Here is a 26,759-nt window from a genome sequence, read left to right as displayed (position 1 = left end):
AAGCCAGAGTGCGGCGGACCATCAGGTCAGCTTCAAATAAAACACCTGTTTCACGCCGTGGTGACAGACAGCCACGCTACACCATTCCCGCGCAGCGGGTTCGTTCTTCCCGCCATAGCCGCCTGCCAGGTCCATATGGGAATTGAGCAAACGACACGTCACGTCATCATCGCCGTCTTTGCAAACGGTATAATCGTCAAAAAAAAGCCCCCGCCGTAGACACGGCAGGGGCTGAGTTTCGTTATTCCAGCGTAGAGCGCGATTGTTCGCGTTACTGGGCAGCCGTCCCTTCGGGAAGGGCATAGGCGATCACGTCGTCGGCCACGTCGGGCGAATGGCTGGCGCCGCCGACCGAGATCACGACATATTCCTTGCCCGTCTTGGGGGATTTGTAGATCAGCGGAGCCGCGACCGCGCCGGCGGGCAGCGGGGCCTTCCACAGTTCCTTGCCGGTCATGCTGTCCAGCGCGCGCAGATAGTAATCCTGCGTGCCGGCGAAGAAGACCAGACCGGAGGCCGTCGTCGTCGGGCCGCCCAGGGTAGGCATGCCCATCGGCATCGGCAGGTGGCTCTTGATCCCCATCGGCCCGAGCTGCTCCGCCGTTCCCATCGGCACCTGCCACAGCAGCTTCTTGGTGCGCAGGTCGATGGCGCTCATGGTGCCGAAGGGCGGCGTGTTGCACGGCACCTGCAGCGGCGACTGGAGGATGTCGATGCGCACGCCGGAATAGGGGCCGGCGATCTGCGGACGCAGCGTGCCCATGAAGCCCGGGACCTCGTCGGTCGAGATCTTGTAATGCTTGGCGTCCTCATGGTTCACCAGCATCATCCGCAGCGGCATGCGCATGTCGTTGACGAACATGATGTCGTTCGCCTCGTCGATCGAGATGCCACCCCAGTTCATGCCGCCCAGCAGGCTGGGCCACTCGATATAGGGCTTCTCGCCGGGCGGCGTGAAGGGGCCCTCATAGACCGAGTTCTTGAACATGATCCGGCAATAGAGCTGGTCGAAGGTGCTGACGCCCCACATCGACTGCTCGGACAGCGGATCGGCGCCGATGGTGGGCATGCCGACCGAGAAGGGCTGCGTCGGCGACAGATGTTCACCCTGCGCGGCCGGCGTGGTCGGGACGGCGCGCTCCTCAACAGGCGTCACGAATTCGCCGGTGCGGCGGTCGATGACGAAGATATGGCCGGTCTTGGTGGTCTGGACCAGCGACGGGACCTTCTCACCCTGCGGGTTGGTCACGTCATACATCACCGGCTGCGACGGCAGGTCGAAATCCCACACGTCGTGATGGATCAGCTGGCGGACCCATTTGGTCTTGCCGGTCGTGGCGTCGACGGCGATGACGGCCGCACCGAACTTGTTCTTCACCGCGTCGCGGTCACCACCCCAATAGTCGGGCGGGCCGTTGCCGGTGGGCAGGTAGACCTGGTTCAGCGCCTTGTCATAGGTCGGGATGGCCCAGACATTCGGCGTTTCCAGCGTGAACTGCCTGTCGGCATCGGGCGGAACCGGGCTGTCGGGGTTGCCGACATCCCACGCCCAGGCCAGGGCGCCGGTGCGGGTGTCATAAGCACGAACGACACCCGAGGGTTCGCCATGCACGATGTCGCGCACCCAGCCGCCGATCACGGCCAGATGGCCCATGACGACCGGCACCGCCGTCGGATGATAGCGCTTGCCGTTTTCCGTCGGGCCCATGTTCTTCTTGAGGTCGACATAACCGTTTTCGCCGAAGCCGGCGCAGAGCTGGCCGGTATGGACGTCCAGCGCGAACAGGCGGGCATCGACGGCCGAGACCAGGATACGCTGCTGGCAGGGCTGGTCGGAAGCGGCCTGCCTGTCCGCGTCGGTCAGGCTGTCATCCTTGGCGATGTCGTAATAGCCGACGCCACGGCACGAGACATGCTCGGCAGTGTGGGCGTGCGGGTCGAATTTCCAGATCTGCTTGCCGCTGTCGGCATCGATCGCGGAAATCACGTCTTCCGGCGTGCAGGAATACAGGACCGAGCCGATCTGCGCGGGCGTGTTTTCATCGACGCCGGCACCGGGACCCTTGGTACGGCGGCCGGTGTGATACACCCAGGCCACCTTCAGGTCGGTGACGTTGTGCGGGGTGATCTGCGTATAGGGCACGTAGCGCGTGCCGCTGGCGTTGCGCCCGTAGAACTGCCAGTCGTCCGGCTGGGCCGGCACGGCGGAGGCGACGCGCGCATTCTTGTCCAGCGTCTCGCCCTGGATTCCGCCATGGGGCGAGAACATTTCGGCCAGGGTGACGACCACCCCGAGCAGCAGCGCCAGGCCGCCGCCCGCGCTGATCCGCCGGGTGGACGACGGCACATAGGGCAGCACCGCCGCCAGCAGCAGGCTGAGCATGAACAGGATGGCAGGCACCATCAGGCGCGGCAGCAGCGGCCAGAAGGCAAGCTGCGGCGCGTCATAGAGCGCCCACAGGAACGTTGCGACGAAGATCGCGACCGAGAGGGCGAGCGCCCACGAGACCCGGCTCCTGACCAGGAAGAGCGCGCCCAGCGCCACATAGGCGATGCCAGCCAGAAAATAATAGAAGGAGCCGCCAAGAGTGACGAGCTGGAACCCGCCGGCGACGAGGGCCAGCCCGACGGCCAGGCTGATCAGGACGAACGCAATCCGGCATCCGTCACTGATCATAGATCGCTGATTTGCTGTATTGTCCATTCTATCGTTCCAAGGTTGCAGGCTTCGCTGTCACACGCATCGCGTTCGGGCCAAGCCGGATCGGGAGCAGACGCATGGGAATGCATTCATCCTCCACCCGATAATGTTCGGGATGTCTACGCCTGTTCCCGCGCTCTTTCCATAACGGGAAGGAAAACATTGTTACGATTTTCATTAAAACTTTTTAATTGATACCTGATCGTCCTCTTTTTGCGCATGACGCGTTGCTTCGTCCGGTCGCGGCGAGGGCATCCACGGGACTGGCAGCCCCTCTCACATGCTTGTGATGGCCAGCTTTCCGGTGTCATGCAGCGCCGCGGCGATGGCCCGGCCACTTGACATCCTGCAAGAGGTTCCAAAGCATCATCTTGTTTTTATAATATTTTTTAGTTTTTCTCCGGACGGCCGCCGGGTCACGGCAGGGAGCCGTCGCGACCATTGATACCGATCAGGTATTGATGGATGACGGTTTAAGTATTTTACACCGGTGCCGGATTGCTCTGTTTTCGGAACAGGAAAAACAGGATTTCTGCTTCACAGGGGCAATTTTCATCGCGTCATGCCTGTCAGGCGCCTCCCGCATCACGATGGGCGCGTGGCCCGGGAGGGCGGGAAAGAAAATTACACGCAGTTCATTTTTGGTTATGAAATATGAACAAAAATTAATTGAAACCGCGCAAGGCAGCCCCCTGCCCGGCGTGATTCCGGTGGCGGTATTTCGTTTTCATACCGGTTCGATCCGGGCATGCGCGCCTTCCCCCCACTCTGAAAAAATCGCGATCCTGCCTGCATCGGGCTTGCATAGGGCTGTCGGCCGTATTGCCGCCGCCATTATTGCGGCCTTACTGGTCGCTTTTATGTAATAACAAGTCTGCACAAGGCATATAACGGGACCTCCCCTTGAAAAAAGGCGGAGCATCGTGTTCTTGTTATCGTTAGTTAGGTTAATACATAACAATAATGGAGCCTCGTCGTTGTGACAACTTTCACTGCCAGAACAAACGGCGAAACTTTATTCCCCCATTCGTTCCGCCGGTTGACTGTCGGCGGTGTCTGCCTGGCCGCTCTTGTCGGGTTGGCCGGTGAAGCCGGGGCCCTTTCCGCCGCGCATGCCGCCACGCAGGCTGCGGCCCCCACCATCAAGACAGGGATCGACAGCGGCACCGATCCGTCCAGTCCGGGCGTGGTGATTCCGCCGCGCAGCACCGTGCGGACGACCAAGGCCGGCCAGACCGCGACAGGCGCCACTGCCGGGAATGCCTATGATCGCACCAACCATCATCATGCGATCGAACTGGACGCGCTGACCGACCAGGAAGGCTTGTCATGGCTGCTGCCGTCCGAGGTGGATGCCCAGCGCCGCACCGACATGGCGGACCCCTATTACGTGCCGACCGGGGCCGCCGGGCATCTGCTGCCGCAGATCATGCCCTTCCGCCAGCGTCTGCAACAGAAGGGCTTCACCTTCTCCCTGACCTACAAGGCGGAAGGAATGGCCGATATCGATGGCGGCATCCGTCGTGGCATGGATTACGTGCACGAATTCACGCTGCAGATGAATTTCGACCTGGGAAAGATGTCACGATCCCTGGATGGGTGGACTATCCATACGCTGGTGATGAACCGCGCCGGACGCGAGGTCTCGCATGATCTGGTCGGCGATTACTATGTGAACCTGATGGAGGTCTATGGCCTGTCGGGCCATGTCGTGGCGCATCTTGTCGATTTCTATGCCGAAAAGAAGATGCTGAACAATCGGCTCGACGTCACGTTCGGCCGCATGTCGCTGACCCATGTCTTCGCGACCTCGCCGCTGATCTGCTCGTTCATGGTCACCTGTTCGGCGCCCGTGGCGCTGAAGGTCGACCCCGGCTTTGCCGTGTATCCCAAGGCGACCTGGGGCGCGCGGGCGCGCTTCCGCCCCACGCGCGACACCGCCATCCAGGTGGGCGCCTATGAGGTCCAGCCGCTGGCCGACGGCCCCAGCGGCTGGGCGTGGGCCAGCGAAACGCCCACCGGCCTGATGCTGCCGACGGAATTCACGTGGGAACCCTTCCTGACGCACGACAAGCTGCCTGGCCACTATGTCGTCGGCTATGCGCATGACACCACGCGCTACCCGGACGCGCTGGGGACCAAGCCGGCCGCGCTGGTTGCGCAGCCGGGGCGTGAGCGCAGCGCGCCGATGGACATGTTCTGGTTCGAAAGCGACCAGATGATCTACCGCATGGGTGGGCGCGGCCAGATGGCCGGCGGCTACCTGATGGCCGGCTACATCCACAACACGCCGCATGTCGCGTCGATTTCCGACGAGGCCTATGGCGGCATTTCGTTCAACGGGCTGATCCCCGGGCGGGTGACCGACCGGCTGGGCATCCTGTATTCCTGGTATCATGTCAGCGACCGCAAGCGGGAAGGGCAGATGCTCGCCCAGGATGCCGGCCTGTCGCTGGGCAGCACGGTGCGGGGACCGCAGACCGACTCCCACGTCATCGAGGCCTATTACGGGATCGATACCTGTCCGGGACTGCTGATCCAGCCCGAATTCCAGTACATGATCCGCCCCGGTGAGACCTCGCATATTCCCAATGCGGCCGTGGTGGGCCTGAAAGTGATCGCTTCCCTCTGAGCGCCTGTCGGGACACGCGCGCCGGGGCGACCCGGCGCGCGTGGGCCGCCTGCCGCATGGCCGGTGCGCGGCCTGTGGTGCACAGAGAATTTGACTTGAAGCCGTGCCCACCCACATCATGCGGGTAGAGGCGAAATGGCCCACCCGCCGCGGCGGGTGGGCCATTTCGCGTTCGACATGATCAACCCTACCGACATCCGACGAAGCCGGACAACGAAACGATAAGGTTCCGACCTCCATGATTCCCGCCCTGATGCCCACCTACAACCGTGCCGATCTCGCTTTCGAGCGGGGCGAAGGCTCCTGGCTGTACACGGCGGACGGGCGACGATTCCTGGATCTCGGGGCGGGGATCGCGACCTCGTCCCTGGGGCATGATCATCCGCAGCTGGTCGCGGCCATTGCCGGGCAGGCGGCGCGGGTGATGCATGTGTCGAACCTGTACCGGGTGCCGCAGGCCGAGCGGCTGGCCGCGCGGCTGGTCGCCGCCAGCTTTGCCGACAGTGTCTTCTTCTGCAATTCGGGCGCCGAGGCGAACGAAGGCATGGTCAAGATCATCCGCCGCGCGCAGGCCCATGGCGGCCATCCGGAGCGCACGCGGATCATCTGCTTCAACGGCGCCTTCCACGGCCGCACGCTGGCGATGCTGTCGGCCACCGGCAACCCGAAATATCTCGACGGGTTCGGACCCGTGGTCGAAGGGTTCGACCATGTGCCGATGAACAACATGAACGCCCTGCGCGCCGCGATCACGCCCGAGACCGCCGGCGTCATGATCGAGCCGGTGCAGGGTGAAAGCGGCGTCAACGTCGCCGATCCGCGCTTTCTGCAGGAACTGCGCGCCGCCTGCGACGAGTTCGGCCTGTTCCTGGGCATGGACGAGGTGCAGAGCGGCATGGGCCGGACCGGCCGGCTGTTCGCCCACGAATGGTCGGGGGTGACGCCCGACGTGCTGTCGACCGCCAAGGGCATTGCCGGCGGCTTTCCCATGGGGGCCATCCTGGCCACCGAGGCGACGGCGAAATACCTGACGGCGGGCTCGCACGGCACCACGTTCGGCGGCGGCCCGCTGGCCTGCACCGCCGCGAACACGGTGCTGGACGTGATTCTGGCCCCGGGCTTCCTGGACCAGGTGCAGACGCGCGGCACCCAGCTGGCGCGGGAACTGGATGCGCTGGTCGGTGAGTTCCCCGACCTGTTCGCCCAGTGGCGCGGCATCGGCCTGCTGCTGGGCCTGCGCTGCATCGCGCCGGTCGCGCTGATGCAGGACGCGGCGATGCACGAAGGCGTGCTGAGCGTCACCGCCGGCGACAATGTGCTGCGCCTGGTGCCGCCGCTGGTGCTGACCGATGAGGATTGCGCCGAGGCCGGGCGCCGGCTGCGCCGTGCGGCGCTGCGCGTGCGGGCCCATCTGGCCGCTTCGGCGGAGGATGCGGCATGAACGCGCTGCCTGCCACCCCCGTCACGCACCCCGCGCCGCGCCACTTTCTGGAACTGCGCGATTTCGATGGCGCGACCCTGCGCGCCATCCTGGACCTGGGCAGCCGCATCAAGCGGATGCAGCATGGACGGGCGCGCCCGCTGCACCCGCGCCTGCCGCTGCTGGGCCGCACGCTGGGGCTGATGCTGTCCAAGCCCTCGACCCGGACCCGCGTGTCCTTCGAGGTCGGGATGCGTCAGTTGGGCGGCGAGGTCATCCTGCTGTCGCCCGCCGACATGCAACTGGGGCGCGGCGAGACCGTCGCCGATACCGCCCGCGTGCTGTCGCGCTTCGTCGATGCCATCGTGCTGCGCACCGGCAATGCGGCGGCGCTGCGCGAACTGGCGCATTGGTCGAGCGTGCCGGTCATCAACGGCCTGACGCCGCATTCGCACCCGGTGCAGATACTGGCCGACATCATGACGTTCGAGGAGCATCGCGGGCCGATCGGCGGCCGCACGATCGCCTGGATCGGGGACGGCAACAATGTCGCCACCTCCTTCATCGAGGCGGCGCGGCTGTTCGGCTTCCGCCTGCGTCTGGCCACGCCCGACCGCCACGCGCCGTCGGCCGAGGCCGTGGCGTGGGCCCGGGAGGGCGGCGCCGACATCACCCTGACCACCGACCCGCGCGAGGCCGTGGCGGGAGCGGATTGCGTCGTGACCGACACCTGGGTCAGCATGTCCGACAGCGGGTCGGCACAGCGCCTGCTGGATTTCGATCCCTACCGGGTCACGGCGGGATTGATGGCGCTGGCCGCATCCGATGCCCTGTTCATGCACTGCCTGCCGGCCCATATCGGCGAGGAAGTGACCGAGGACGTGTTCGAAGGCCCCCATTCGGTGGTGTTCGACGAGGCCGAGAACCGCCTGCACGCGCAGAAGGGCCTGCTGGTCTGGGCGCTGGGCGGCGCGCATTGGCAGGATTACGGAGAAGAGGAACCGTCGCGATGACCGGACCGGCCGAGACGCCCGCCCACCCGACGACAACCGAGGATGTCCCGTCCACCCCCGGTTGGGTGGAAGGCAGCGTCGAGGCCGCCTTCGCCACCCTGCCCTGCTCCGGACCGGGGGTGATGGTGCTGCGCAACGCCTATCTGGACTGCCTGGCCAACGCCCCCCGCACCGAAGATTTGGACGCGGCGCATGACCGCTGCCGGCAGGCGCTGCTGAAGGCGCTGGCGGCGCGGGAAAAAATCGGCCCCGAGGCGCTGCGCGCTTTTGAGATCCGGCTGGAAGCGGTGGAAGCCGAGATCAGCGCCCGTATTTAAGAGGCGGCCTGACACGCCCCCTTATTGCCCTATCCGGAATTTGCCATGATCGATACCCCTGCCTTTCTCGACGCCCATCGACCGGATGTACCCGACCTGGTGATCCCGCAAGGGGTGACGCCGTTCTACCTGGCCGGGCGGCCGGTGCGCGGACGGCTGGTGCGGCTGGGGACGCTGGCGGATGCGCTGCTGAGCCGGCATGACAATCCCGACATCGTGCTGCGCCTGGCGGGCGAGGCACTGGCGCTGGTGGGCGGCCTGGCCTCCGCCCTGAAATTCCAGGGCTCGTTCTCGCTCCAGGCCAAGGGGGACGGCCCGGTCTCGCTGCTGGTGGCGGACTGCACCAATGCCGGTGCGCTGCGTTTCCATGCCCATTCCGACGACGATGCCGTGGCGGCGCTGGCAGTGAGCGAGCCGGATGCCGATGCGGCCCGGCTGCTGGGCAGCGGCTATCTGGCCTTTACGGTCGACCAGGGGCCGGATACCGACCTGCATCAGGGCATCGTCGCGATTGCCGGTGCGTCGCTGTCGGACATGGCCGCCCATTATTTCGAGACCAGCGAGCAGCATGCCTGCTGGGTGCGGCTGGCCTGCGCGCACACCGATGCCGGCTGGCGCGCGTCGGCCCTGATCCTGGAACGCATCGCGACCGAAGGCGGCATCGCGGCCGAAACGCCGCCCGACAGCGACGAGGACGAGACATGGTCCACCGCCGTCACGCTGGCGGCGACGGTGACCGATGCGGAATTGCTGGACGATAATCTGTCGTCCGACGATCTGCTCTATCGCCTGTTCCATTCCGAGGATGTCTGTGCCGACCGCCCCCGCGCGCTGGCCTTCGGCTGCCGGTGCAGCCGGGCGCGGCTGTCCGGCATCCTGGAGACCTTCGGCCGCGAGGATCTGGACCATATGGCCGAGGACGGCACCATCAGCATGCATTGCGCGTTCTGCAATATCAGCTTCCGCTTCGGTCGCGACGAAGTGGGCGGCCCGGTAACGGATTGACCGGACAGGACTGGAGCGGCAGTTTTCTCAGAACGTCCTGTGTCGATCCCACCGTCGGAGAACTCCTGCATGCGTCCGTCCCGCCGGGCTGCCCGGTTGCCCCTGCTGCTTCTGCTCGCCTGCCCGCTCCTGCCGCTCGCGGCGTGCAGCGACGCGCCGCCGCCGAATTTCGCGCCGATGCGCTACGATTACCTGCCGGTGCTGCGCCTGAACGTGGCGACGATCAACATTGTCGATAACGGACAGCCGGGCGCGGTGCCGGGCGATCTTTCCGGCCGCGCCCCCACGCCGCCCGACCAGGCGCTGCGCCAGATGGCCACCGACCGTCTGATGGCGGCCGGCGGCACCGGAGGCGCCGTCTTCACCATCGACCGGGCCTCGATCCTGCACCAGCCGGGCGGCACGCTGGAGGGGCAGATGGACGTGCATCTCGACGTCTCCAGCCCCAACAGCCAGCGCCAGGGCTATGCCGAGGCCCATGTCCGGCGCACCTTCAGCTCGACGGCTTCGGACAGCGGCGGCAATGCGGATTCGCCGGCCAACCTGTATGCGATCACGTCGCAGATGATGAAGGACATGAATGTCGAGCTGGAGTTCCAGGTCCGGCATCATCTGGCGGACTGGCTGGTCGATACCGCCGGCACCACACCGAGCGCGATCCAGCAGCAGCAGCTCGGCCTGCCCGGCAGCCCCGAGGCGGCGGCTCCGGCCACGGCTTCCCTCGCGCCTGCCCCGACTGCCGCCGCGCCCGCGGCCGTTGCCGCCCCGGCCGCACCTGCACCCGCGACACCGGCGCCGGCCGTGGTTCCCAGCGAGCCCAATGCGATCTTCCCGACCGGCGGCCCGGCCACCGACAGCAGCGCCGCCCCGGCGCCGCGCGTGAAGTCGCCCCAGCCCGGCTACCTGGCCCTGCCGCCCGGGACCGCGACCACGGGCGCCGCGACCGGCGCGCCCAACACCAGCAACGGCTACTGACCCGACGGACGGGGGCGGAGACGGATCCGCCCCCGCCGCACCTATCCTTTCAGCGCGTCGAGGACCAGCCCGCTGGTCAGGATCTGCGGCAGGACATGGCCCTGCGCGTCGCCCGGCGCGTAATAGACGTAGAACGGGACCCCTGCCCTGCCATGCGCCTCCAGGAAGGCGCTGATGGTGGCGTCGCGATTGGTCCAGTCGCCCTTCATGTAGACCACATGCCGGTCGCGGAAGGCCGCCTGCACGGGGGCGGATGAAAGGGCCACCCGCTCGTTCACCAGGCACGAGATGCACCATGCGGCCGTCATGTCGACGAAGACCGGCCGCCCCTCCGCCCGCAGCGCCGCCAGCCGCGTGGGCGAAAAGGCCTCGGTGCCCGCCGGGCCGGAGGCAACCAGACCCGCATCGGCGCCGGCACGGCCCGCCCGCAGGCCGGGCAGCATCGCCATGGCCACCGCCAGCGCCGCCACGGCCAGGGCGCGGCACAGCCGGACCTGCCGCGCCGGGCCGTCACGCATCGCCATGCCCTGCGCCAGCCCGGTCAGCCACGCCGCCAGCCCGACCAGCACCAGCCCGGCGCCCAGCACCGCGATGGCGGTCGCGCCGGCCTGCAGGGCCAGCACCCACATCAGCCACACGCAGGTGGCGAGGATGGGAAAGGCCAGCCCCTGGCGCAGGATATCCATCCATGCCCCCGGACGCGGCAGGTAGCGCGCCAGCGCCGGCACGCCGGCCAGGACCAGGTAAGGCGCGGCCAGCCCGGCGCCCATGGCGATGAACACCGCCATCGCCACCCAGGCCGGTGCCGTGAGCGCGCCCGCGATGGCCGCCCCCATGAACGGCGCGGTGCAGGGCGTGGCCACCAGCACCGCCAGCACGCCGGTCATCGCGTCGCCCAGATAGCCGCCGCGCGTGACCCCTGCCCCGCCCAGGGCCGCGATGCCGTTGCCCATGCCGAACACGCCCAGCAGGTTCAGCGCCACGGCGAACAGCAGCCAGCACACGGCGGCGACGAAGGCGGCGGACTGGAACTGGAAGCCCCAGCCGGCCACCGCCCCGGCCGCGCGCAGGGTCAGCATGATGCCGCCCAGCACCATGAAGGCGCCGACCACGCCGGCTGCATAGGCCCCGGCGCCAGCCAAGCGGGCCATGGTCTGCGCGCCGGCCAGGCGGGTCAGCGCCATCGCCTTCATCATCAGGACCGGGAACACGCAGGGCATCAGGTTCAGGATCAGCCCGCCCGCGAAGGCCAGCAGCAGCATGCGCGGGCCGCCTGCCGCGCCTTCCGGTGCGGGAAGGGGCAGCGCCATGGCCGGCGCGCCTGCGGGAGCAACCGGGGCGGCCGCCGCCGGGCCGGGCCGGGCGGCGATCGACAGTGCGCGTGTCTCGCCCGCCGGGTCCTTCAGCATCAGCACGCCGTCCAGCGTCGGGGCGGCATGGAAGGCGTCGCCGGGCTTCAGCGCCAGGGTCAGCGTGCCGTCCGCGATCTTCAGCGGCTGGTCGGCATCCTGGTCGATGGCGCCGGTGGTCACGGGCATGAACCATGCCTCGCGCACGGCGGACGGGGTCAGGCCCGCGCCCGTCAGGCTCAGCGTTCCGTCGGGGGCGACGGTGGCGGCAAAGGGCGAGGCCAGGGGCTGCGCCGAGGCCGCATGCGCGAACAGCGGTGCTTCGGCCGAGGGGACGGGGTCGCCCGCCGGCAGGGTCAGGGTGAACTGACCCTGTTCGGGCACGCAGACCGCGGCACAGACCAGCCACTCGGCGGTGGCCTTCAGCACCATCGGCGCATCGCCAACCCCCGAGGGCTGCAATTCGGCCGGCAGCAGCACGTCGCCGGTATAGCCGTAGGACATCAGCGGCCCGTCGCGCAGGCGCTCCGGCGCCGGCCATGCGATGGCGCCGGAGGTACCCCCCGCCCCGCCGCTGGCCTGTACCGACAGGGTCGGTGCCTCGCCCGCGTCGCCGGGATTGATCCAGTAGGTGTGCCAGCCGGGCTTCAGCCGCAGCCGCAGGCCGACATGCAGCTTCGTGCCGGGGCGATAATGTTCGGTATCGGTCACCAGGGTCGCGATATCGCGTTCGCTCGTCTGCGCGGCACTTTCGGCCGCCAGGGCGTGGGTCCCGCCGGGGGCAAGGGACAGGACGACCAGCATCGGCACCAGCCACGACGGCAGCGGGCGGGGGTGGCAAGGCGCCGCGAACGCGGACATGAACCGGGACAGGATCAAGAACGGAGGCTCCGGAAAATCAGGAAGGGCGAGTGGCGGAACGGCGGTGCAAGCCGGTGGATTGCCGGTTCCAGGCCATGGACGCATAAGCAGGATATGGAATTCGACCCCGCCCTGCAAAGCCCCGCCCATCCCCGGCTGTCGATTCCGGCCGAACTACCGGTGAGCGCGATCCTGCCCGAGCTGTGCGCCAGCCTGATGGAAACCCCGTCCGCCGTGCTGGTGGCCCCGCCCGGTGCGGGCAAGACCACCACGGTGCCGCTGGCACTCCTGGACGCGGCCTGGCGCGGCGACGGGCGGATCGTGATGCTGGAGCCGCGCCGGCTGGCCGCCCGCGCGGCGGCCCAGCGCATGGCGGCCCTGATCGGCGAGGAGGCGGGCGGGCTGGTGGGCTACCGCACGAGGCTGGAATCCGCCGTTTCGGACCGCACGCGGATCGAGGTGGTGACCGAGGGGCTGATGGTGCGGCGCCTGCTGTCCGACCCGACGCTGGACGGCGTGGCCTGCGTGATCCTGGACGAAATCCACGAACGCTCGCTGGACGTCGACGCGGCGCTGGCCTTCTGCCTCGATACCCAGCGCAGCCTGCGGCCCGACCTGCGGCTGGTGGCGATGTCGGCCACCATGGACGGTGCCGCCCTGTCCGCGCTGATGGGCGCCAACCTGATCGAAAGCGCGGGCCGGGCCTTTCCGGTCACCATCCATCACGCGCCGCGCGACATCACCCATCTGCGCGAATTGCCCGACGCCATGGCGCGCGCGATCCGCGCCGCCCTGGCCGAGCATGAGGGCGATATCCTGGCCTTCCTGCCCGGGGTGGGCGAGATCCGCCGCGCCCAGACGGCTCTGGCGGGGGCGCCCGCCGAGATCCTGCCCCTGTATGGCGAGATGCCGCCGGGCGAGCAGGACCGTGTGCTGCGCCCCCGGCCGGGGACCGGACGGCGGGTGATCCTCGCGACCTCGATCGCCGAGACCTCGCTGACCGTGCCGGGCGTGCGGGTGGTGGTGGATGGCGGATGGCGGCGCAGCCCGCGCCTGGACCCCGGCACCGGCCTGACGCGGCTGGATACGGTGCGGATCTCGCGCGCCGCCGCCACCCAGCGCGCCGGCCGCGCCGGGCGCGAGTCGGCGGGTGTGGGGATACGGCTGTGGAGCGAGGCCACCGAGCGCGGCATGGCCCCGCATGACCGGCCGGAGATCCTGGACGCCGAACTGACCGGCCTGCGGCTGGACACCGCCGCCTGGCAGGCCGCCATGGGCACGCCGCCCGAGCAATTGCCGCTGCCCGACGCCCCGCCCAACGGCGCCTTTGAGGCCGCGCGCGCCCTGCTGACGGCCCTGGGGGCGATGGACGAGGATGCGCGTGTCACCGAGGAAGGCGAGCGGATGGCAGCCCTTGGCGCGCATCCGCGCCTGGCGGCGATGATGCTGTCGGCCCGCGACACGGGCGAGGCCGCGCTGGCCGCCGACCTGGCCGCGCTGCTGGAGGAACGTGACCCGCTGCGCGCGCGCCCTGCATCGGGCGGGAAGGGCGGCGCCCCTGCCGTGCCGCCCGCCGACATTGCCCTGCGGCTGGAGCTGATCGCGGGCGGCGACCATCCGGATGCCGACCGCGGGGCGCTGGTGCGTATCCGCCAGGCGGCGAACCAGTATCGCCGGCGGCTGGGGCTGCGCGCCAATGTCGCCGCACAGGGCGATGCGGCGGCGCTGCTGGCTGCCGCCTTCCCCGACCGCATCGCCCAGCGGCGGGGTGAGGCCGGCAGCTTTCGCCTGTCGGGCGGCGGTGGGGCGAAGCTGGGGCGCGCCGACCGGCTGGCGGATTCCGGCCTGTTGGCGGTGGCCACGCTGCATGTGCGCACGGCGGCCGAAATCCGGCTGGCCGCGAAGCTGGACCCGGACAATCTGCCCGAGACCATCCGCCGCCGCGCCACCGAACAGGTGGAAACGACGCTGGACCCGGTGACCGGCGCGGTGCTGGCACGGCGGCGCCTGCGGCTGGGGGCGCTGGTACTGCGCGACCGTACGGTAACGGCGGCGGCCGACGAGATAGCGGATCTGCTGCTGCGGCAGGCGGCCGACCGGCTGGACACCACGCTGGGCTGGACGCCGGCGGCGCGGCAGTTCCAGGCCCGTGTCGCGTTGGCCCGCGCCCTGCCGGGGCAGGAGGATCTGCCCGACCTGTCCGACACCGCGCTGGCGGCGGAGGCCGCGACATGGCTGGCCCCGTGGCTGGGCGGGCTGAGCCGCCTGTCCGAGGTCGCGGCGCTGGATGTACTGGCCATGCTGCGGGCACGGCTGGACCATCAGCGCCTGAGCTGGCTGGACCGGGCCCTGCCCACCGCGCTGGACCTGCCGGGCGGGCGGGTGCCGATCGACTATACGCAGCCGGTGCCCACGGCCTCGGCCCGGGCCCAGACCTTCTACGGGCTGCGCGCGACGCCGCGCCTGGCCGACGGGCAGGTGAAACTGCTGATCGCCCTGCTGTCGCCGGCCGGACGGCCGCAGGCCATTACGGCGGACCTGACGGGTTTCTGGACCGGGGGCTGGGCGGACATGCGCCGCGACATGCGCGGCCGCTACCCGCGGCACGACTGGCCCGAGAACCCGGCCGAAGCCGCGCCGCCGACAGGCGCGCGGCGGGGCGGACGATCATGACGGCGACGTTATCCTGCGGTATCGTGGGCCCAGCACAACGCGCCGACCATGCGCCCTGATCAGGATTCCCAGCCCATGCGGCGGATGGCTAGCCGGTCTTTTTTCCTTGCTGCGTCCGCACTGGCCGTTGCCCTGCCGGGCGGGCCGGCGCGGGCCGACGACACGGCGCTGCTCGCGCCCCCCGTGCCTGCAATCGTCACCTCGGGGCCGCTGACCTTCGCGCCGCTGGTGCGCAAGGTGGTGCCGGCGGTGGTCAATATCGCGGTGACGCAGGATGCGGACGATCGGGCCAAACGACAGCCGGTGCCGCCGGGCGTGAAGGGCACGCCCTTCGAGCACCGGTTCCGCGACCGGATGCGCTCGCGCGGTGAAGAGATGATCGGCGCCGGGTCGGGCTTCATCATCGACCCTGGCGGCGTGATCGTGACCAATACCCATGTGGTGGGCGAGGCCGATCGCATCACCGTCTCGCTGTCCGACGGCACCGAATATCCGGCCCGGCTGGTGGGCAGCGACGACCTGACCGACATCGCGGTCATTTCCATCCAGGCGCCGAATCCGCTGCCCTATGTCACCTGGGGCGACAGTAGGCAGGTCAATGTCGGCGACTGGATCATGGCGGCGGGCAACCCGTTCGGGCTCGGCTCGTCGGTTACGGCGGGCATCGTCTCGGCGCGCGGGCGCGATATCGGCGCCAGCCCGTTCGACGATTTCCTGCAGCTCGACGCCCCGATCAATCCGGGCAATTCGGGGGGGCCGTCCTTCAATCTGGGCGGCCAGGTGGTGGCGCTGAATACCGCCATCGTCTCGCCCACCGGCGGATCGGTTGGCATCGGCTTCGGCATTCCGTCGGAAATCGTGGCCCCCATCGTGGCCGAACTGCGCCGCAGCGGGCATATCGATCGCGGCTGGCTGGGCGTGACCCTGGCCGATGGCGACGGGCATGCCGGCGTGCGCATCACCGACATCGACCGGGGCGGGCCGGCGGAAAAGGCGAAGCTGCGGACCGGCGACATCGTGCTGACCGTGGGCGAGGAACCGGTCGACAGCGCGCGGACGCTGATCCGCGCGGTGGCGGCGGAACATCCGGGATCGACCGTGCAGGTGCATATCCGCCGCCGCGGCACCGAGCTGACGGTACCGGTCATTGTCGGCCACCGCCCGGCGGACATGGACGACTAGCAACCTGCCCGCTCTGGCCAGCCCCCCCGCATGCGGGGTAAGGTCCTCGTTTGGTGCGGAGAAGCGTGCTTCGCCGTACCGATGCGAAGCCATAGCGGAGCGGGACCGACATGCATATCCTGGTCGTCGAGGATGATCCGACCGTACGCAATTTCGTCGCCAAGGGCCTGCGCGAGGCCGGGCATCTGGTCGAACCCGTGGACAACGGCAAGGACGGGCTGTTCCTGGCGGTCAGCGAGAATTTCGACCTGATCATCCTGGATCGCATGCTGCCCGGCGGCATCGACGGGCTGCGCCTGCTGGAGACCATCCGCGCGCAGAACAACACCACCCCGGTCCTGCTGCTGTCGGCCCTGGCCGATGTCGACGACCGGGTGCAGGGCCTGAAGGCGGGGGGCGACGATTACGTGACCAAGCCCTTCGCCTTCAGCGAATTGCTGGCGCGGGTCGAGGCGCTGTCGCGTCGCGGGCGCAGCGACAACGCGCCGCAGACGCGCCTGACCGTGGCGGATCTGGAGATCGACCTGCTGTCGCGCAGCGTGCGGCGCGGCGGCCAGCGGATCGACCTGCAGCCGCGCGAATTCAGGCTGCTTGAATATCTGATGCGCCATGCAGGCCAGGTGGTGACCCGCACCATGCTGCTGGAAGGCGTGTGGGACTATCATTTCGACCCGCAGACCAACGTCATCGACGTCCACGTCTCGCGCCTGCGGCAGAAGGTGGACAAACCCTTCGACACGCCGCTGATCCACACCATCCGCAACGCCGGCTACATGCTGCGGGCGGATTAGGGCGGGAACGCACGAACTGGCCATGTCCTCTGCTCCGCAGACGCTTCCAGCCAAGCCCCAGGGCAGCGCGGAACGGCCACGGCGGCGATTCCGCCTGCCACGCTCGGCCGGGCTGCGTTTCTCGCTGGGCTATGGGCTGCTGTTCGCCCTGTCGTCGATCCTGTTCATGTCCTTCATCTGGTGGGGCACGATCGGCTTTCTGGAACGGCAGGTGGAAACCGCGATCAATGCCGACGCGCGGGCGCTGAGCCAGCGCTGGGCGGAGGGCGGGCTGCCGACACTGGCGCTCACGATCGACGACCGGCTGGAACAGAATCTGGACGACGACGCGATCTACCTGATGGTCGACCCGACCGGCCACCGTCTGGCGGGCAATCTGTCGGAATGGCCGGCGCAGGTGATGCGCAACGACCGGTGGTATTCGCTGGAAGTCACGCGTGCGGGCATGCGCGACACGGCGCAGATCCATGCCTTCAGCCTGCCCGGGGGCTTCCGCCTGCTGGTGGGGCGCGATGTGCGGGCGCGGGCGGTGCTGCGCCGGCTGTTGACGGATTCGCTGATCTGGGCGTGGATGATGGTCACGCTGCTGGCGATCAGCGGTGCCGCGCTGGTCCACAGCATGTTCCGCCGCATGATCAAGTCGGTGGCCCAGACCACGCAGGCCATCGCGCATGGCGACCTGTCGCGCCGCATGCCGCTGGTGGGCAATGGCGACGAGCTGGACCAGGTGGCCGAGGCGATCAACGAGATGCTGGACCGCATCGTGCGGCTGATGGATGGCGTGCGGCAGGTCTCCAACGCCATTGCCCACGACCTGCGCACGCCGATCACCCGTGCGCGGACCCAGCTTGAAGATGCCGCCCTGCATGCCCGCGACACGGACGAGCTGCGCGCGGCCGTCGAGCGCGCGGTGGGCGACCTGGACAATGTGACTGCCGTGTTCGAGGCCCTGCTGCGCATCGCGCAGATCGAAGCCGGGTCCCGCCGGTCGGCCTTCGCGCCGTTCGACCTGGTGCCGCTGCTGACCGATATCGGCGACCTATACGAAGCCGTGGCCGAAGAGCGGCATATCCATCTGGTGCTGCGCCTGCCGCCCAGCCTGCCCTTCCATGGCGACCGGGCGATGATGCAGCAGGCGGTGGCCAACCTGCTGGACAATGCCATCAAATTCTCGCCCGAAGGCGGCACCGTGACCCTGGCCGCCGCCCTGGGGCCGGCGCTGCCGGGGCTGACCCTGGGCACGCCGACGCGCGACGTGGTCTCGATCGCCGTCACCGACGAGGGGATCGGCATGAACGAGGCCGACCTGGCCCGTGCCTCGGAACGGTTCTTTCGCGCCGAGGCCGCGCGCAATACGCCCGGTGCCGGGCTGGGCCTGTCGCTGGTGCAGGCGATCGTCCAGTTGCATGGCGGCACGCTGCGCCTGTATCCGCGCCAGCCGGGGCTGGCGGTGCGGATGGTGATGCCGGTGCCGCGCGAAGCCCCCAAGACCGGCCGGCAGCCCCGGCGCGCCGCCGCCCCCACGCAGGTCCCGACCCGGGTGACGCAGACTTCACGATCGCCCCACGAGGGCGACACATGACGAACCCTAGGCTCGCGTCCATGAATTCACAGCCTCTTTCGATCACGGCACTGGCGGTCATGGGCCTGTGCCTGTGCGGCATGGCCCCGCCGCCGGACATGGATGCGTCGCTGGCCACGGGCGGCCGGGGCGCGGCCGACCCCAATCACCCCGTCATCATCACCAGCGACAGCCGCGCATTCTGCAACCGGCTGGCTGCCGTCATCGACGCCTACGGGCCGCCCCTGCGGCACGAGGTCGACGATCTGCGCGCCCAGGGCACGCATCTGTGCCATGAGGGCAAGGTGCGTTCGGGCATCGTTCAACTGCGCCGGGCCCTGATGGCGCTGAAGGAAGACACGCATTCATGACCGAGTTCCGCCTTCCTGCCCTTGGGGTATTTGCCCTGACAGCCGCGATCCTGCTGCCCCTCGCCGCCTCAGCCCAGGACATGCCGCCCGATCCGGGGCCGGGCATGCCGGAGATGCTGCCCCGCCACGCCCCGGCCGGCACCGCGCTGACCCTGTCGGGCACCGGCACCGTCCATGCCGCGCCCGACCGGCTGACGGCCACGCTGTTTGCCGAAGCCGGCGCCGCCAGCGCGGCGGCGGCGCAGGAGCATGTGAATGCCCTGGCCGGCACGGCCATCGACGCCGCCAAGGCGGCCGGCGGCATTACGACCGTGACCGAGGATTATTCGGCCGAGCATAACGAGGGCGGCAAGGCACCGGCCTGGACGGCCCGCCAGACCGTCCGCCTGACCGGCGCCGACGGCGCGGCGCTGCTGGCCCTGGTCGGGCAGCTTCAGGCCAAGGGGCTGGCCCTGAGCGGGCTCGACTGGTCGCTGTCGCCCGACCGGCGCCAGAGCCTGACCCGCCAGGCTGAGGCCGGCGCCCTGACCGATGTACGGCAGCGAGCCGAAGCGGCCGCGAAGGTGCTGGGGCTGAAGATCGCCTCGATCCGCTCCATCACGCTGTCCGACCATGGCATGCCGCGCCCGATGCCGATGATGATGATGATGGCCCGCGCCGCCTCGGCACCCGTGGCACCTGGCGCGCCGGCCGAAGAGCAGGATGTCTCGGCCAGCGCCTCGGCGACCTTCATGCTCACGCCCTGAGGGCATGGTCGTGACCGTTCGGGCACGTTTCTTGTGCCCGTCACCCTTCTGAAACCATCGCTACCGGATTGACGATCGTTTGCCCCTACATGCGACCCGGATTTTCATCGATGCCGATGCCTGCCCCGTCCGGGACGAGACCTATCGCGTGGCGCTGCGGCATGGGCTGCACACATTCGTGGTGTCGAACCGGATGATCGCCATTCCGTCCTCTCCGCTGATCGAGCGGGTGGTGGTGACCCAGGGGATGGATGTCGCCGATGACTGGATCGCCGAACAGGCGGGCGCGCACGATATCATCATCTCGGCCGATATTCCGCTGGCGGCGCGGTGCGTGGCGCGGGGGGCCTGCGTGCTGGACCCGCGCGGACGGATTCTGGACGCCGACGCGATCGGCATGGCGCTGGCGATGCGCAACCTGATGGAGGATCTGCGCTCCACCGGGGCGATCATGCAGGGCGGGCGTGGCTTCACCCGCGCCGATCGCTCGACCTTCCTCTCGGCGCTGGATACCGCCGTGGTCCGGGCCAAAAAGCGCGGGGCGGGTGCCGTGCGGCCCCAGTGGAGACCGCTTCCGGACGCCGACACGCCATAAAAAAGCCCGGACAAACGTCCGGGCTTTTTTTCTTTGGTCAGGGGATCGTCCCGCTCAGCGGGGCGAGAGCACCATGATCATCTGGCGGTTTTCGAGCTTGGGCATCTGCTCGACCTTCGCCTGTTCGTCCATCTCGGTGCGGATGCGTTCCAGCACCTTGATGCCGAGGTCCTGGTGAGCCATCTCGCGGCCACGGAAGCGCAGGGTCACCTTGACCTTGTCGCCCTCGTCGATGAACGACTTCATGGCGCGCATCTTCACCTGATAGTCGTTTTCATCGATGTTCGGCCGGACCTTGACCTCCTTGATCTCGATGACCTTCTGCTTCTTGCGGGCCTCGTTCCGCTTCTTCTGCTGCTCGTACTTGAACTTGCCGTAGTCGAGGATCTTGGCGACCGGCGGTTCGGCGTTCGGGCTGATTTCCAGCAGGTCGAGGCCAACGGCATAAGCACGTGCCAGAGCATCACGCGTGGGCATGACACCGAGCATCTCGCCCTCCGCGTCGATCAGACGCACCTGCGGAACGCGGATTTCCTCATTGACACGGGGGCCCTCGCGGTTAGGCGGAGTGGGCATCGGAGGTCTGGCTATGGTCGGCTCCTGTATTTGTCTTCATGTCCGGAGCATCTGTCGCCCGAGCCCGCCAGGACCGGCGCGTTCGCCTGCCGCGTCCGCGTCTGCGGGATGAAGCGTGACCGCATCCCGCGCGCCCCGGGCGGTATCCACCCCCGGGACCTGTTCCAGCTATAGGGCCGGAACGGCGCGATGGCTTTCCGGACTGGCCGTTATTGACCCAAAGAGGCCATCCAGATCAAGCATTCTCGTCGCATGGGCGTTCGATTCAGCCATGCGCGGGCAGCAGACGACCCGCATCCGCCATTCCCTCTTTCGCTGGATGCGGCCCTGGCGGGCCGCATCCGGGACGAAAAGTCCGGCTTAGGCCGCGGGCGCGGCCACCCGGCGGAGATCGGGCGGCAGGGCTTCCTGCGCCAGGCTTTCGACCGCCGCGTCCAGCGACAGGACCTCCTGCGCCGCGCCGCCCAGGCGGCGCATGGCGACCGTGCCGTCCTCGGCTTCCTTGCGGCCCACGACCAGGATCACCGGCACGCGGGCCAGGCTGTGCTCGCGGATCTTGGCGTTGATCTTGTCGCTGCGCGTGTCGGTCTCGACCGTCAGCCCGGCTGCGCGCAATTCGGCCGCCACCTGCTCGGCATAGGGCGCGGCGTCGGTGACGATCGAAGCCACCACCACCTGGACCGGCGCCAGCCACAGCGGGAACCGGCCCGCATATTGCTCGATCAGGATGCCCAGGAAGCGCTCGAACGAGCCCAGGATGGCCCGGTGCAGCATCACCGGCCGATGACGGGCACTGTCCTCGCCCACATAGCTGGCGTCCAGACGTTCGGGCAGGACGTAATCGACCTGCAACGTGCCGCACTGCCAGTCGCGGCCGATGGCGTCGCGCAGCACGAATTCCAGCTTCGGGCCGTAGAAGGCGCCCTCGCCGGGATTATGCTCATATTCCACGCCGGCCAGGCGGCACGCCTCGATCAGCGCGCCCTCGGCCTTGTCCCAGGTCTCGTCGCTGCCGGCCCGCTGTTCCGGGCGGTCGGCGAACTTCACGCGGAAGCTCTCGAAGCCCAGATCGGCATAGACTTCGGCCAGCATGTGCACGAAGCGCGCGGTCTCGGCGGCGATCTGGTCGTCGGTGCAGAAGATGTGCGCATCGTCCTGGGTGAAGGAGCGCACGCGCATGATGCCGTGCAGCGCGCCCGAGGGCTCGTAGCGATGGCAGGCGCCGAATTCCGCCATGCGCAGCGGCAGTTCGCGGTACGAGCGCAGGCCGTGGCGGAAGATCTGCACGTGGCACGGGCAGTTCATCGGCTTCAGGGCGAGGGTCTTGTCCTCGTCCTCGACGGTCGCGATGAACATGTGCTCGCGATATTTGTCCCAGTGGCCCGAGGCCTCCCACAGCGCGCGGTCGACGAGCTGCGGGGTGCGGACTTCCTCGTACCCGCCACGAATCTGGGCGCGGCGCATATAATCCTGCAACGCCGTGTAGATCCGCCAGCCCTTGGCGTGCCAGAAGATCGAGCCCACGGCCTCTTCCTGGATATGGAACAGGTCCATCTCACGGCCGATGCGGCGGTGGTCGCGCCGCTCGGCTTCCTCCAGCCGGTGCAGGTGGGCGTCCAGCTCCTTCTGGTCGCGCCAGGCGGTGCCGTAGATGCGCGTCAGCATCGGGTTGCGATGGTCGCCGCGCCAGTAGGCGCCAGCCACCTTCATCAGCTTGAAGGCGGTGCCGATATCGCCGGTGCCGCGCATATGCGGACCACGGCACAGATCCAGCCATTCGCCCTGGCGGTAGATCGAGATCGTCTCGCTCTCCGGCAGGTCGCGGATCAGCTCGGCCTTGAAGCGCTCGCCCTTGGCCTCGAAGAAGCGGATCGCCTCGTCACGGGGCCATTCCTCGCGCTCGAAGGGCGCGTTGGCCGCCACGATCTCACGCATGCGGGCCTCGATGGCCGCGAAATCCTCGGGCGAGAAGGGCTCGTTGCGATAGAAATCGTAGTAGAAGCCGTTTTCGATCGACGGGCCGATCGTGACCTGGGTGCCCGGCCACAGCGACTGCACCGCCTCGGCCAGCACATGGGCGGCGTCGTGGCGGATCATCTCCAGCGCCGCATCGTCCTTGCGGGTGATGAAGCGCACCGAGGCGTCATGAGCGATCTCGCGCGACAGGTCCATCTGCGCACCGTCGACCTCCATCGCCAGGGCGGCGCGGGCCAGGCCGGGCCCGATGGAGGCCGCCACACTCGTGCCCGTCACCGGCCCGTCGAAATGGCGAACGGATCCGTCAGGCAGGGTGATGGCAGGCATGATGTCGATGCTCCGATAAACAGGAAGAGCCTGTAATGGCGTCAGGCGACCGAGGCCGCAACCCTATCCACGCCCAGAAGGGCCAGATCGTCAACGCGCAGCACCCGCACCTGGCCGGGCGTGCGGCCCTGCGGCGCGGTGCGGGCCGGGTCGCTGTCGCGCGAAAACAGGACGGTACTGGGGCAGCCCATGGCGGCGGCCAGGTGCATGGGCCCGGTATCGTTGCCCACCGCCAGCGCGGCCCGTGCGGCCAGCCCCGCCAGTTCGACCAGGCTGGTCCGGCCCGTCAGGTCCACGGCTTCGGGGCAGGCGGCGCGGATGGTGGCGGCCAGGGCGGATTCGCCCGCCGTGCCGACCACGACCGGCGTCAGCCCACGCGCCGCCAGCAGGCGGGCCAGGGCACCGAACCGTTCGGCGGGCCAGCGTTTGGCGGGCCGGTGGGGTGCCGCCCCCGGCACCAGCATTGCATAGGGGCCGGGCAGCACCGGGCCGCCTTCGGCCAGCCAGGACAGATCGGGGTCGGGCACGTGATCGATCCCGGCCCGGCGCAACTGGTCGCGCTGGCGGGCCCGGGTGTGCATGAAGTCGCGCTGCGGATTGTCGTGCGGCCAGCAGGCGCCGGCCGCGATCCCCGACCAGCGGGGGCGGCCGGCCAGCCGGAAATAGCGCGAGGAGCGGCCGGAGGTCTGGAGGTCGTACACCGCGTCGAACCCCGCCATCTGCCGGCGCAGGCGCAGCAGGCCGCGCAGGTCCCGCCAGGCAGGACGCGAATCCACCACCACATGGTCGAACCATGGGGCGGATTCCATCAGCGCCGCGAACGGAGCCGTGGTCAGGAGGGTGATGTCGGCATCGGGATAGCGCGCGCGAATAGCCGCAAAGGGCGCGAAGGCCAGGACGAGGTCGCCCAGCGCCCCAAGCTTGATCACGAGAACGCGCGTCATGTGCCCTGATTAATCCAGAACGTCCGGGATGCAAACAGCACCGGGCGGCGGCAGGGCGAACCGGATGGGAGCGGGGGAGGAAACAGGGGATAGCCCGGCGCCGCCCCCGGAAGCCGACACAGGTCGGTCACAGGCGGGGCGGCACCGGGAAAAGGGACGACAGCAAATGCTGGCCCTTCTTCATGAAGGTTTCCGTCTCTTCTTGATTCTTCTTGTTCTTCTCTCTTCTTGGAGGCGCTTCGGCCCCTTGAGCCTCTCTATACCCAAGGACGATGCCCGTGTCGATGTTACACGATCACATATCACGTAATCGTGATAATTCCGGAAAAGCCGCCTTCCCCGGCCGATGCGTGAGCGGTCCGTTCGTGCTAGAGAGGCAGGATGGACATGCCTGTCGCCCGCCCTGTCATTCTTCAGGTTCTGCCCGCGCTCGATGCCGGCGGGATCGAACAGGGCACGGTCGACATGGCCCAGGCCATTGCGCAGGCCGGGGGCGTGGCGCTCGCGGCCTGTGCCGGCGGCCGAATGCTGCCGCGCCTGGCCTATGCCGGCGGTGTCCATGTGCCGCTGGACCTGCGGCCCAAGAACCCGGTCTCGATCCTGCTCAACGCGCGGCGGCTGGCGGAGGTGATCCGCGAGCGCGGCGTGCATCTGGTCCATGCCCGCTCGCGCGCGCCGGGCTGGTCGGCGGTGCTGGCCTGCCAGCTGACCGGCGTGCCGCTGGTGACCACATGGCATGGCGTCTATCGGGAGAATGTTCCGGGCAAGCGGCGCTATAATGCCGTCATGGCGTCCGGCCGGCGGGTGATCGCCATCAGCGCCTTCATCGCGCGGCGCCTGGCCCGCGACTACCGGGTGGGGCCCGACCGGCTGCGCGTGATTCCGCGCGGTGCCGATACCGTGCGCTTCGACCCGGCCGTGGTCCGCGGCCCCCGCATCCAGGCGCTGGCCGATCAATGGGGCCTGCCCGAGGATGCCGCGATCATCATGCTGCCGGGCCGGCTCACGCGCTGGAAGGGCCAGGCGCTGCTGCTGGAAGCCCTGGCGCGGATGGAAGCCGCAGGGGGCTGCGGGCGCCCCTGGGTGTGCGTCTTCGTGGGCCCGGCGCGCCGGCGCGACCGGTTCGGCGACAGCCTGAAACAGATGGCGCAGGCCTATCCGGCCCTGCGCGGGCGGGTGTTCTTCGCCGGCCATTGTGCCGACATGCCGGCGGCGCTGGCGATGGCGGACGTGGTGGTGGTGCCTTCGCTGGAGCCCGAACCGTTCGGCCGGGTGGTGGTCGAGGCCCAGGCGATGGGCCGCCCGGTCGTGGTCGCCGCCCATGGCGCGGCGATGGAAACCGTGGTGGACGGACAGACAGGCCTGCTGGTACCGCCCGGCGACCCCGATGCGCTGGCGGCAGCGATCTGCGCCATGCTGCGCCTGACGCCGGACGAGGCCGAAACATTGGGGGCCGCCGCCCGCGCCCATGTGCTGGCCCGCTATACCACCCGGGCGATGCAGCAGGCGACGCTGGCGGTCTATGATGAGATCCTGGGCTCGAGCCTGGCGGACTGGTTCGCCTGGCAGGGGACCCAGCCGGCCGGGGACGCTCTTCACGAGACGCCCCCCCTACAGGAAGCGACCTTACAGACCGATGTCGAATGATCCGTTCCGCGCCGCCCCGCCGCGCAAGCACCCCACGCCGCGCCTGGTGTCGTGGGCCCAGAGTGCCGCCCTGTTCTGCTTCGGCGCCAGCATCCTGCTGGAAGTCGGGCAATCGCAATGGCACTGGCCGCTGCTGGGCCGGGGCTGGCCGATCCTGGGGCTGGATATCGCCGGCGCGCTGCTGATGGCGGCATCCCTCGTCATATTGTGGACCAGCCGACGCCGCAGCCGCTGACCTTTCCGAATACGGACCATTTTCAATGACCGATTCCTCCCCCCCTCCCCTGACCAAGGCCGAGAAGGCCGAGATTGCGCGGCAGGAGCGCCTGGCGCGCGAGGCCGCGGCCCTGCGGGCGAACCTGCGCCGCCGCAAGCAGCAATCCCGCGCCCGTGCCGACACTGCCGGCGACGAGGCGGCGCCCGCCCCCGCCGCCGGGACGACAAACAGCGGGAGTTGATTGCGGTCGGGCCCGGCCTTCGCTAGTGGTCGGGCAGATACGAGAAGACATTCGCCCCACGCGACGCAAGGGACCGTACATGCCTATTATGCCCGACAGCTGGATTCGACGCATGGCCCAGGAGGGCGGGATGATCGAACCCTTCGTGGAACAGCAGAAGCGCGACGGCGTGATTTCCTACGGCCTGTCATCGTACGGCTATGACGCGCGGGTGGCCGAGGAATTCAAGATCTTCACCGATGTCGACAACGCCCTGGTCGACCCCAAGGATTTCGCGTCGAACAGCTTCGTCACCCGCACGGGGCCGACCTGCATCATCCCGCCCAACAGCTTCGCGCTGGCGCATACGGTGGAATATTTCCGCATTCCGCGCGACACGCTGGTGGTCTGCCTGGGCAAGTCGACCTATGCCCGCTGCGGCATCATCGTGAACGTCACGCCGCTGGAGCCCGAATGGGAAGGCCAGGTGACGATCGAGATCAGCAACACCACCCCGCTGCCGGCGCGCATCTACGCCAATGAAGGCATCTGCCAGTTCCTGTTCTTCCAGGGCGCTTCCCCCTGCGAGGTCAGCTATGCCGACCGCGCGGGTAAATATATGGGCCAGCGCGGCGTCGCCACCCCCCGGATGTAGGACA

24 protein-coding genes are annotated in these 26,759 nt (G+C 68.6%); 19 read left to right on the top strand and 5 right to left on the bottom strand.

The features are described 5' to 3' along the window. On the top strand, positions 1 to 219 hold a 219-nt coding region (locus HLH29_RS19480), incomplete at its 5' end, for a hypothetical protein (protein ID WP_220791573.1). A 52-nt stretch (positions 220 to 271) separates the two neighbouring features. Here the strand turns inward: HLH29_RS19480 and HLH29_RS17315 are convergent. Further along, a complete protein-coding gene (locus tag HLH29_RS17315; RefSeq protein ID WP_246374386.1) occupies positions 272 to 2,677 on the bottom strand; it encodes a membrane-bound PQQ-dependent dehydrogenase, glucose/quinate/shikimate family in 2,406 nt (801 codons plus the stop codon). Between the two features lie 485 nt (positions 2,678 to 3,162). On the opposite strand from HLH29_RS17315, the gene HLH29_RS17310 reads away from it, so the two are divergent. From HLH29_RS17310 to HLH29_RS17280, 7 genes are all read left to right on the top strand, one after another. Beyond that, positions 3,163 to 3,567, top strand: a complete 405-nt coding sequence (locus HLH29_RS17310) for a hypothetical protein (protein ID WP_182968628.1) — start codon at positions 3,163 to 3,165, stop codon at positions 3,565 to 3,567. Positions 3,568 to 3,842: 275 nt separating this feature from the next. Next, positions 3,843 to 5,333, top strand: a complete 1,491-nt coding sequence (locus HLH29_RS17305) for a carbohydrate porin (RefSeq protein WP_408871990.1) — start codon at positions 3,843 to 3,845, stop codon at positions 5,331 to 5,333. A 238-nt stretch (positions 5,334 to 5,571) separates the two neighbouring features. Then, positions 5,572 to 6,774 carry an aspartate aminotransferase family protein gene (locus HLH29_RS17300; RefSeq protein WP_182968627.1) on the top strand — a complete coding sequence of 401 codons (1,203 nt, stop codon included), beginning with the start codon at positions 5,572 to 5,574 and terminating at the stop codon, positions 6,772 to 6,774. Then, positions 6,771 to 7,766 (top strand): ornithine carbamoyltransferase, encoded by a 996-nt coding sequence (argF, locus tag HLH29_RS17295; protein ID WP_182968626.1) that lies wholly within the window; start codon positions 6,771 to 6,773, stop codon positions 7,764 to 7,766. Before HLH29_RS17300 ends, argF begins: the two co-directional genes overlap by 4 nt. Then, positions 7,763 to 8,083, top strand: coding sequence for a hypothetical protein (locus tag HLH29_RS17290; RefSeq protein WP_182968625.1), 321 nt, complete (start codon positions 7,763 to 7,765; stop codon positions 8,081 to 8,083). Before argF ends, HLH29_RS17290 begins: the two co-directional genes overlap by 4 nt. A 45-nt stretch (positions 8,084 to 8,128) precedes the next feature. Further along, the gene (hslO, locus tag HLH29_RS17285; RefSeq protein WP_182968624.1) at positions 8,129 to 9,088 is read left to right on the top strand and encodes an Hsp33 family molecular chaperone HslO; all 960 of its coding nucleotides are present in this window, start codon (positions 8,129 to 8,131) and stop codon (positions 9,086 to 9,088) included. A 69-nt stretch (positions 9,089 to 9,157) separates the two neighbouring features. Then, entirely contained in the window at positions 9,158 to 10,063 is a 906-nt protein-coding gene (locus tag HLH29_RS17280; protein ID WP_182968623.1) for a hypothetical protein, read from the top strand. A gap of 41 nt (positions 10,064 to 10,104) precedes the next feature. Here the strand turns inward: HLH29_RS17280 and HLH29_RS17275 are convergent, their stop codons facing one another. Next, positions 10,105 to 12,216, bottom strand: coding sequence for a protein-disulfide reductase DsbD family protein (locus HLH29_RS17275; protein ID WP_246374390.1), 2,112 nt, complete (start codon positions 12,214 to 12,216; stop codon positions 10,105 to 10,107). Positions 12,217 to 12,387: 171 nt separating this feature from the next. On the opposite strand from HLH29_RS17275, the gene hrpB reads away from it, so the two are divergent. The 7 genes from hrpB to HLH29_RS17240 all read left to right on the top strand — a co-directional run bounded on the left by hrpB (position 12,388) and on the right by HLH29_RS17240 (position 20,192). Further along, positions 12,388 to 14,946, top strand: coding sequence for an ATP-dependent helicase HrpB (gene hrpB, locus HLH29_RS17270; protein ID WP_182968622.1), 2,559 nt, complete (start codon positions 12,388 to 12,390; stop codon positions 14,944 to 14,946). Between the two features lie 75 nt (positions 14,947 to 15,021). After that, complete coding sequence (locus HLH29_RS17265) at positions 15,022 to 16,128, top strand: trypsin-like peptidase domain-containing protein (protein ID WP_182968621.1); 1,107 nt, start codon at positions 15,022 to 15,024, stop codon at positions 16,126 to 16,128. Between the two features lie 110 nt (positions 16,129 to 16,238). Further along, positions 16,239 to 16,919 (top strand): winged helix-turn-helix domain-containing protein, encoded by a 681-nt coding sequence (locus HLH29_RS17260; protein ID WP_182968620.1) that lies wholly within the window; start codon positions 16,239 to 16,241, stop codon positions 16,917 to 16,919. Positions 16,920 to 16,941: 22 nt separating this feature from the next. Continuing rightward, complete coding sequence (locus HLH29_RS17255) at positions 16,942 to 18,501, top strand: sensor histidine kinase (protein ID WP_182968619.1); 1,560 nt, start codon at positions 16,942 to 16,944, stop codon at positions 18,499 to 18,501. 20 nt (positions 18,502 to 18,521) lie between these two features. Next, the gene (locus HLH29_RS17250) at positions 18,522 to 18,851 is read left to right on the top strand and encodes a hypothetical protein (protein ID WP_182968618.1); all 330 of its coding nucleotides are present in this window, start codon (positions 18,522 to 18,524) and stop codon (positions 18,849 to 18,851) included. Continuing rightward, a complete protein-coding gene (locus HLH29_RS17245) occupies positions 18,848 to 19,597 on the top strand; it encodes an SIMPL domain-containing protein (protein WP_182968617.1) in 750 nt (249 codons plus the stop codon). Before HLH29_RS17250 ends, HLH29_RS17245 begins: the two co-directional genes overlap by 4 nt. Positions 19,598 to 19,676: 79 nt before the next feature. After that, positions 19,677 to 20,192: a YaiI/YqxD family protein gene (locus HLH29_RS17240; RefSeq protein ID WP_182968616.1), complete on the top strand. Its 516-nt coding sequence runs from the start codon at positions 19,677 to 19,679 to the stop codon at positions 20,190 to 20,192. Between the two features lie 54 nt (positions 20,193 to 20,246). Here HLH29_RS17240 and infC read toward each other — a convergent pair whose 3' ends face one another. The 3 genes from infC to HLH29_RS17225 form a co-directional block, all read right to left on the bottom strand. After that, positions 20,247 to 20,768 carry a translation initiation factor IF-3 gene (infC, locus tag HLH29_RS17235; RefSeq protein ID WP_182968615.1) on the bottom strand — a complete coding sequence of 174 codons (522 nt, stop codon included), beginning with the start codon at positions 20,766 to 20,768 and terminating at the stop codon, positions 20,247 to 20,249. 360 nt (positions 20,769 to 21,128) lie between these two features. Next, positions 21,129 to 23,072 carry a threonine--tRNA ligase gene (gene thrS, locus HLH29_RS17230; protein WP_182968614.1) on the bottom strand — a complete coding sequence of 648 codons (1,944 nt, stop codon included), beginning with the start codon at positions 23,070 to 23,072 and terminating at the stop codon, positions 21,129 to 21,131. A gap of 41 nt (positions 23,073 to 23,113) precedes the next feature. Then, entirely contained in the window at positions 23,114 to 24,016 is a 903-nt protein-coding gene (locus HLH29_RS17225; protein ID WP_182968613.1) for a glycosyltransferase family 9 protein, read from the bottom strand. 381 nt (positions 24,017 to 24,397) lie between these two features. Between HLH29_RS17225 and HLH29_RS17220 the strand changes: the two genes are divergently transcribed. From HLH29_RS17220 to dcd, 4 genes are all read left to right on the top strand, one after another. Continuing rightward, positions 24,398 to 25,663 (top strand): glycosyltransferase family 4 protein, encoded by a 1,266-nt coding sequence (locus tag HLH29_RS17220; RefSeq protein WP_182968612.1) that lies wholly within the window; start codon positions 24,398 to 24,400, stop codon positions 25,661 to 25,663. Continuing rightward, positions 25,653 to 25,898, top strand: coding sequence for a hypothetical protein (locus HLH29_RS17215; RefSeq protein ID WP_182968611.1), 246 nt, complete (start codon positions 25,653 to 25,655; stop codon positions 25,896 to 25,898). Before HLH29_RS17220 ends, HLH29_RS17215 begins: the two co-directional genes overlap by 11 nt. A gap of 25 nt (positions 25,899 to 25,923) precedes the next feature. After that, positions 25,924 to 26,121, top strand: coding sequence for a hypothetical protein (locus HLH29_RS17210; protein WP_182968610.1), 198 nt, complete (start codon positions 25,924 to 25,926; stop codon positions 26,119 to 26,121). A gap of 79 nt (positions 26,122 to 26,200) precedes the next feature. After that, positions 26,201 to 26,755, top strand: a complete 555-nt coding sequence (gene dcd, locus HLH29_RS17205; RefSeq protein WP_182968609.1) for a dCTP deaminase — start codon at positions 26,201 to 26,203, stop codon at positions 26,753 to 26,755. Positions 26,756 to 26,759 lie beyond the last annotated feature (4 nt).

This window comes from Gluconacetobacter tumulicola, assembly GCF_014174215.1.
Taxonomy (GTDB): domain Bacteria; phylum Pseudomonadota; class Alphaproteobacteria; order Acetobacterales; family Acetobacteraceae; genus Gluconacetobacter; species Gluconacetobacter tumulicola.
The sequence above is the reverse complement of the archived record's forward strand: the minus strand, read 5'-3'. Positions and strand labels throughout refer to the sequence as shown.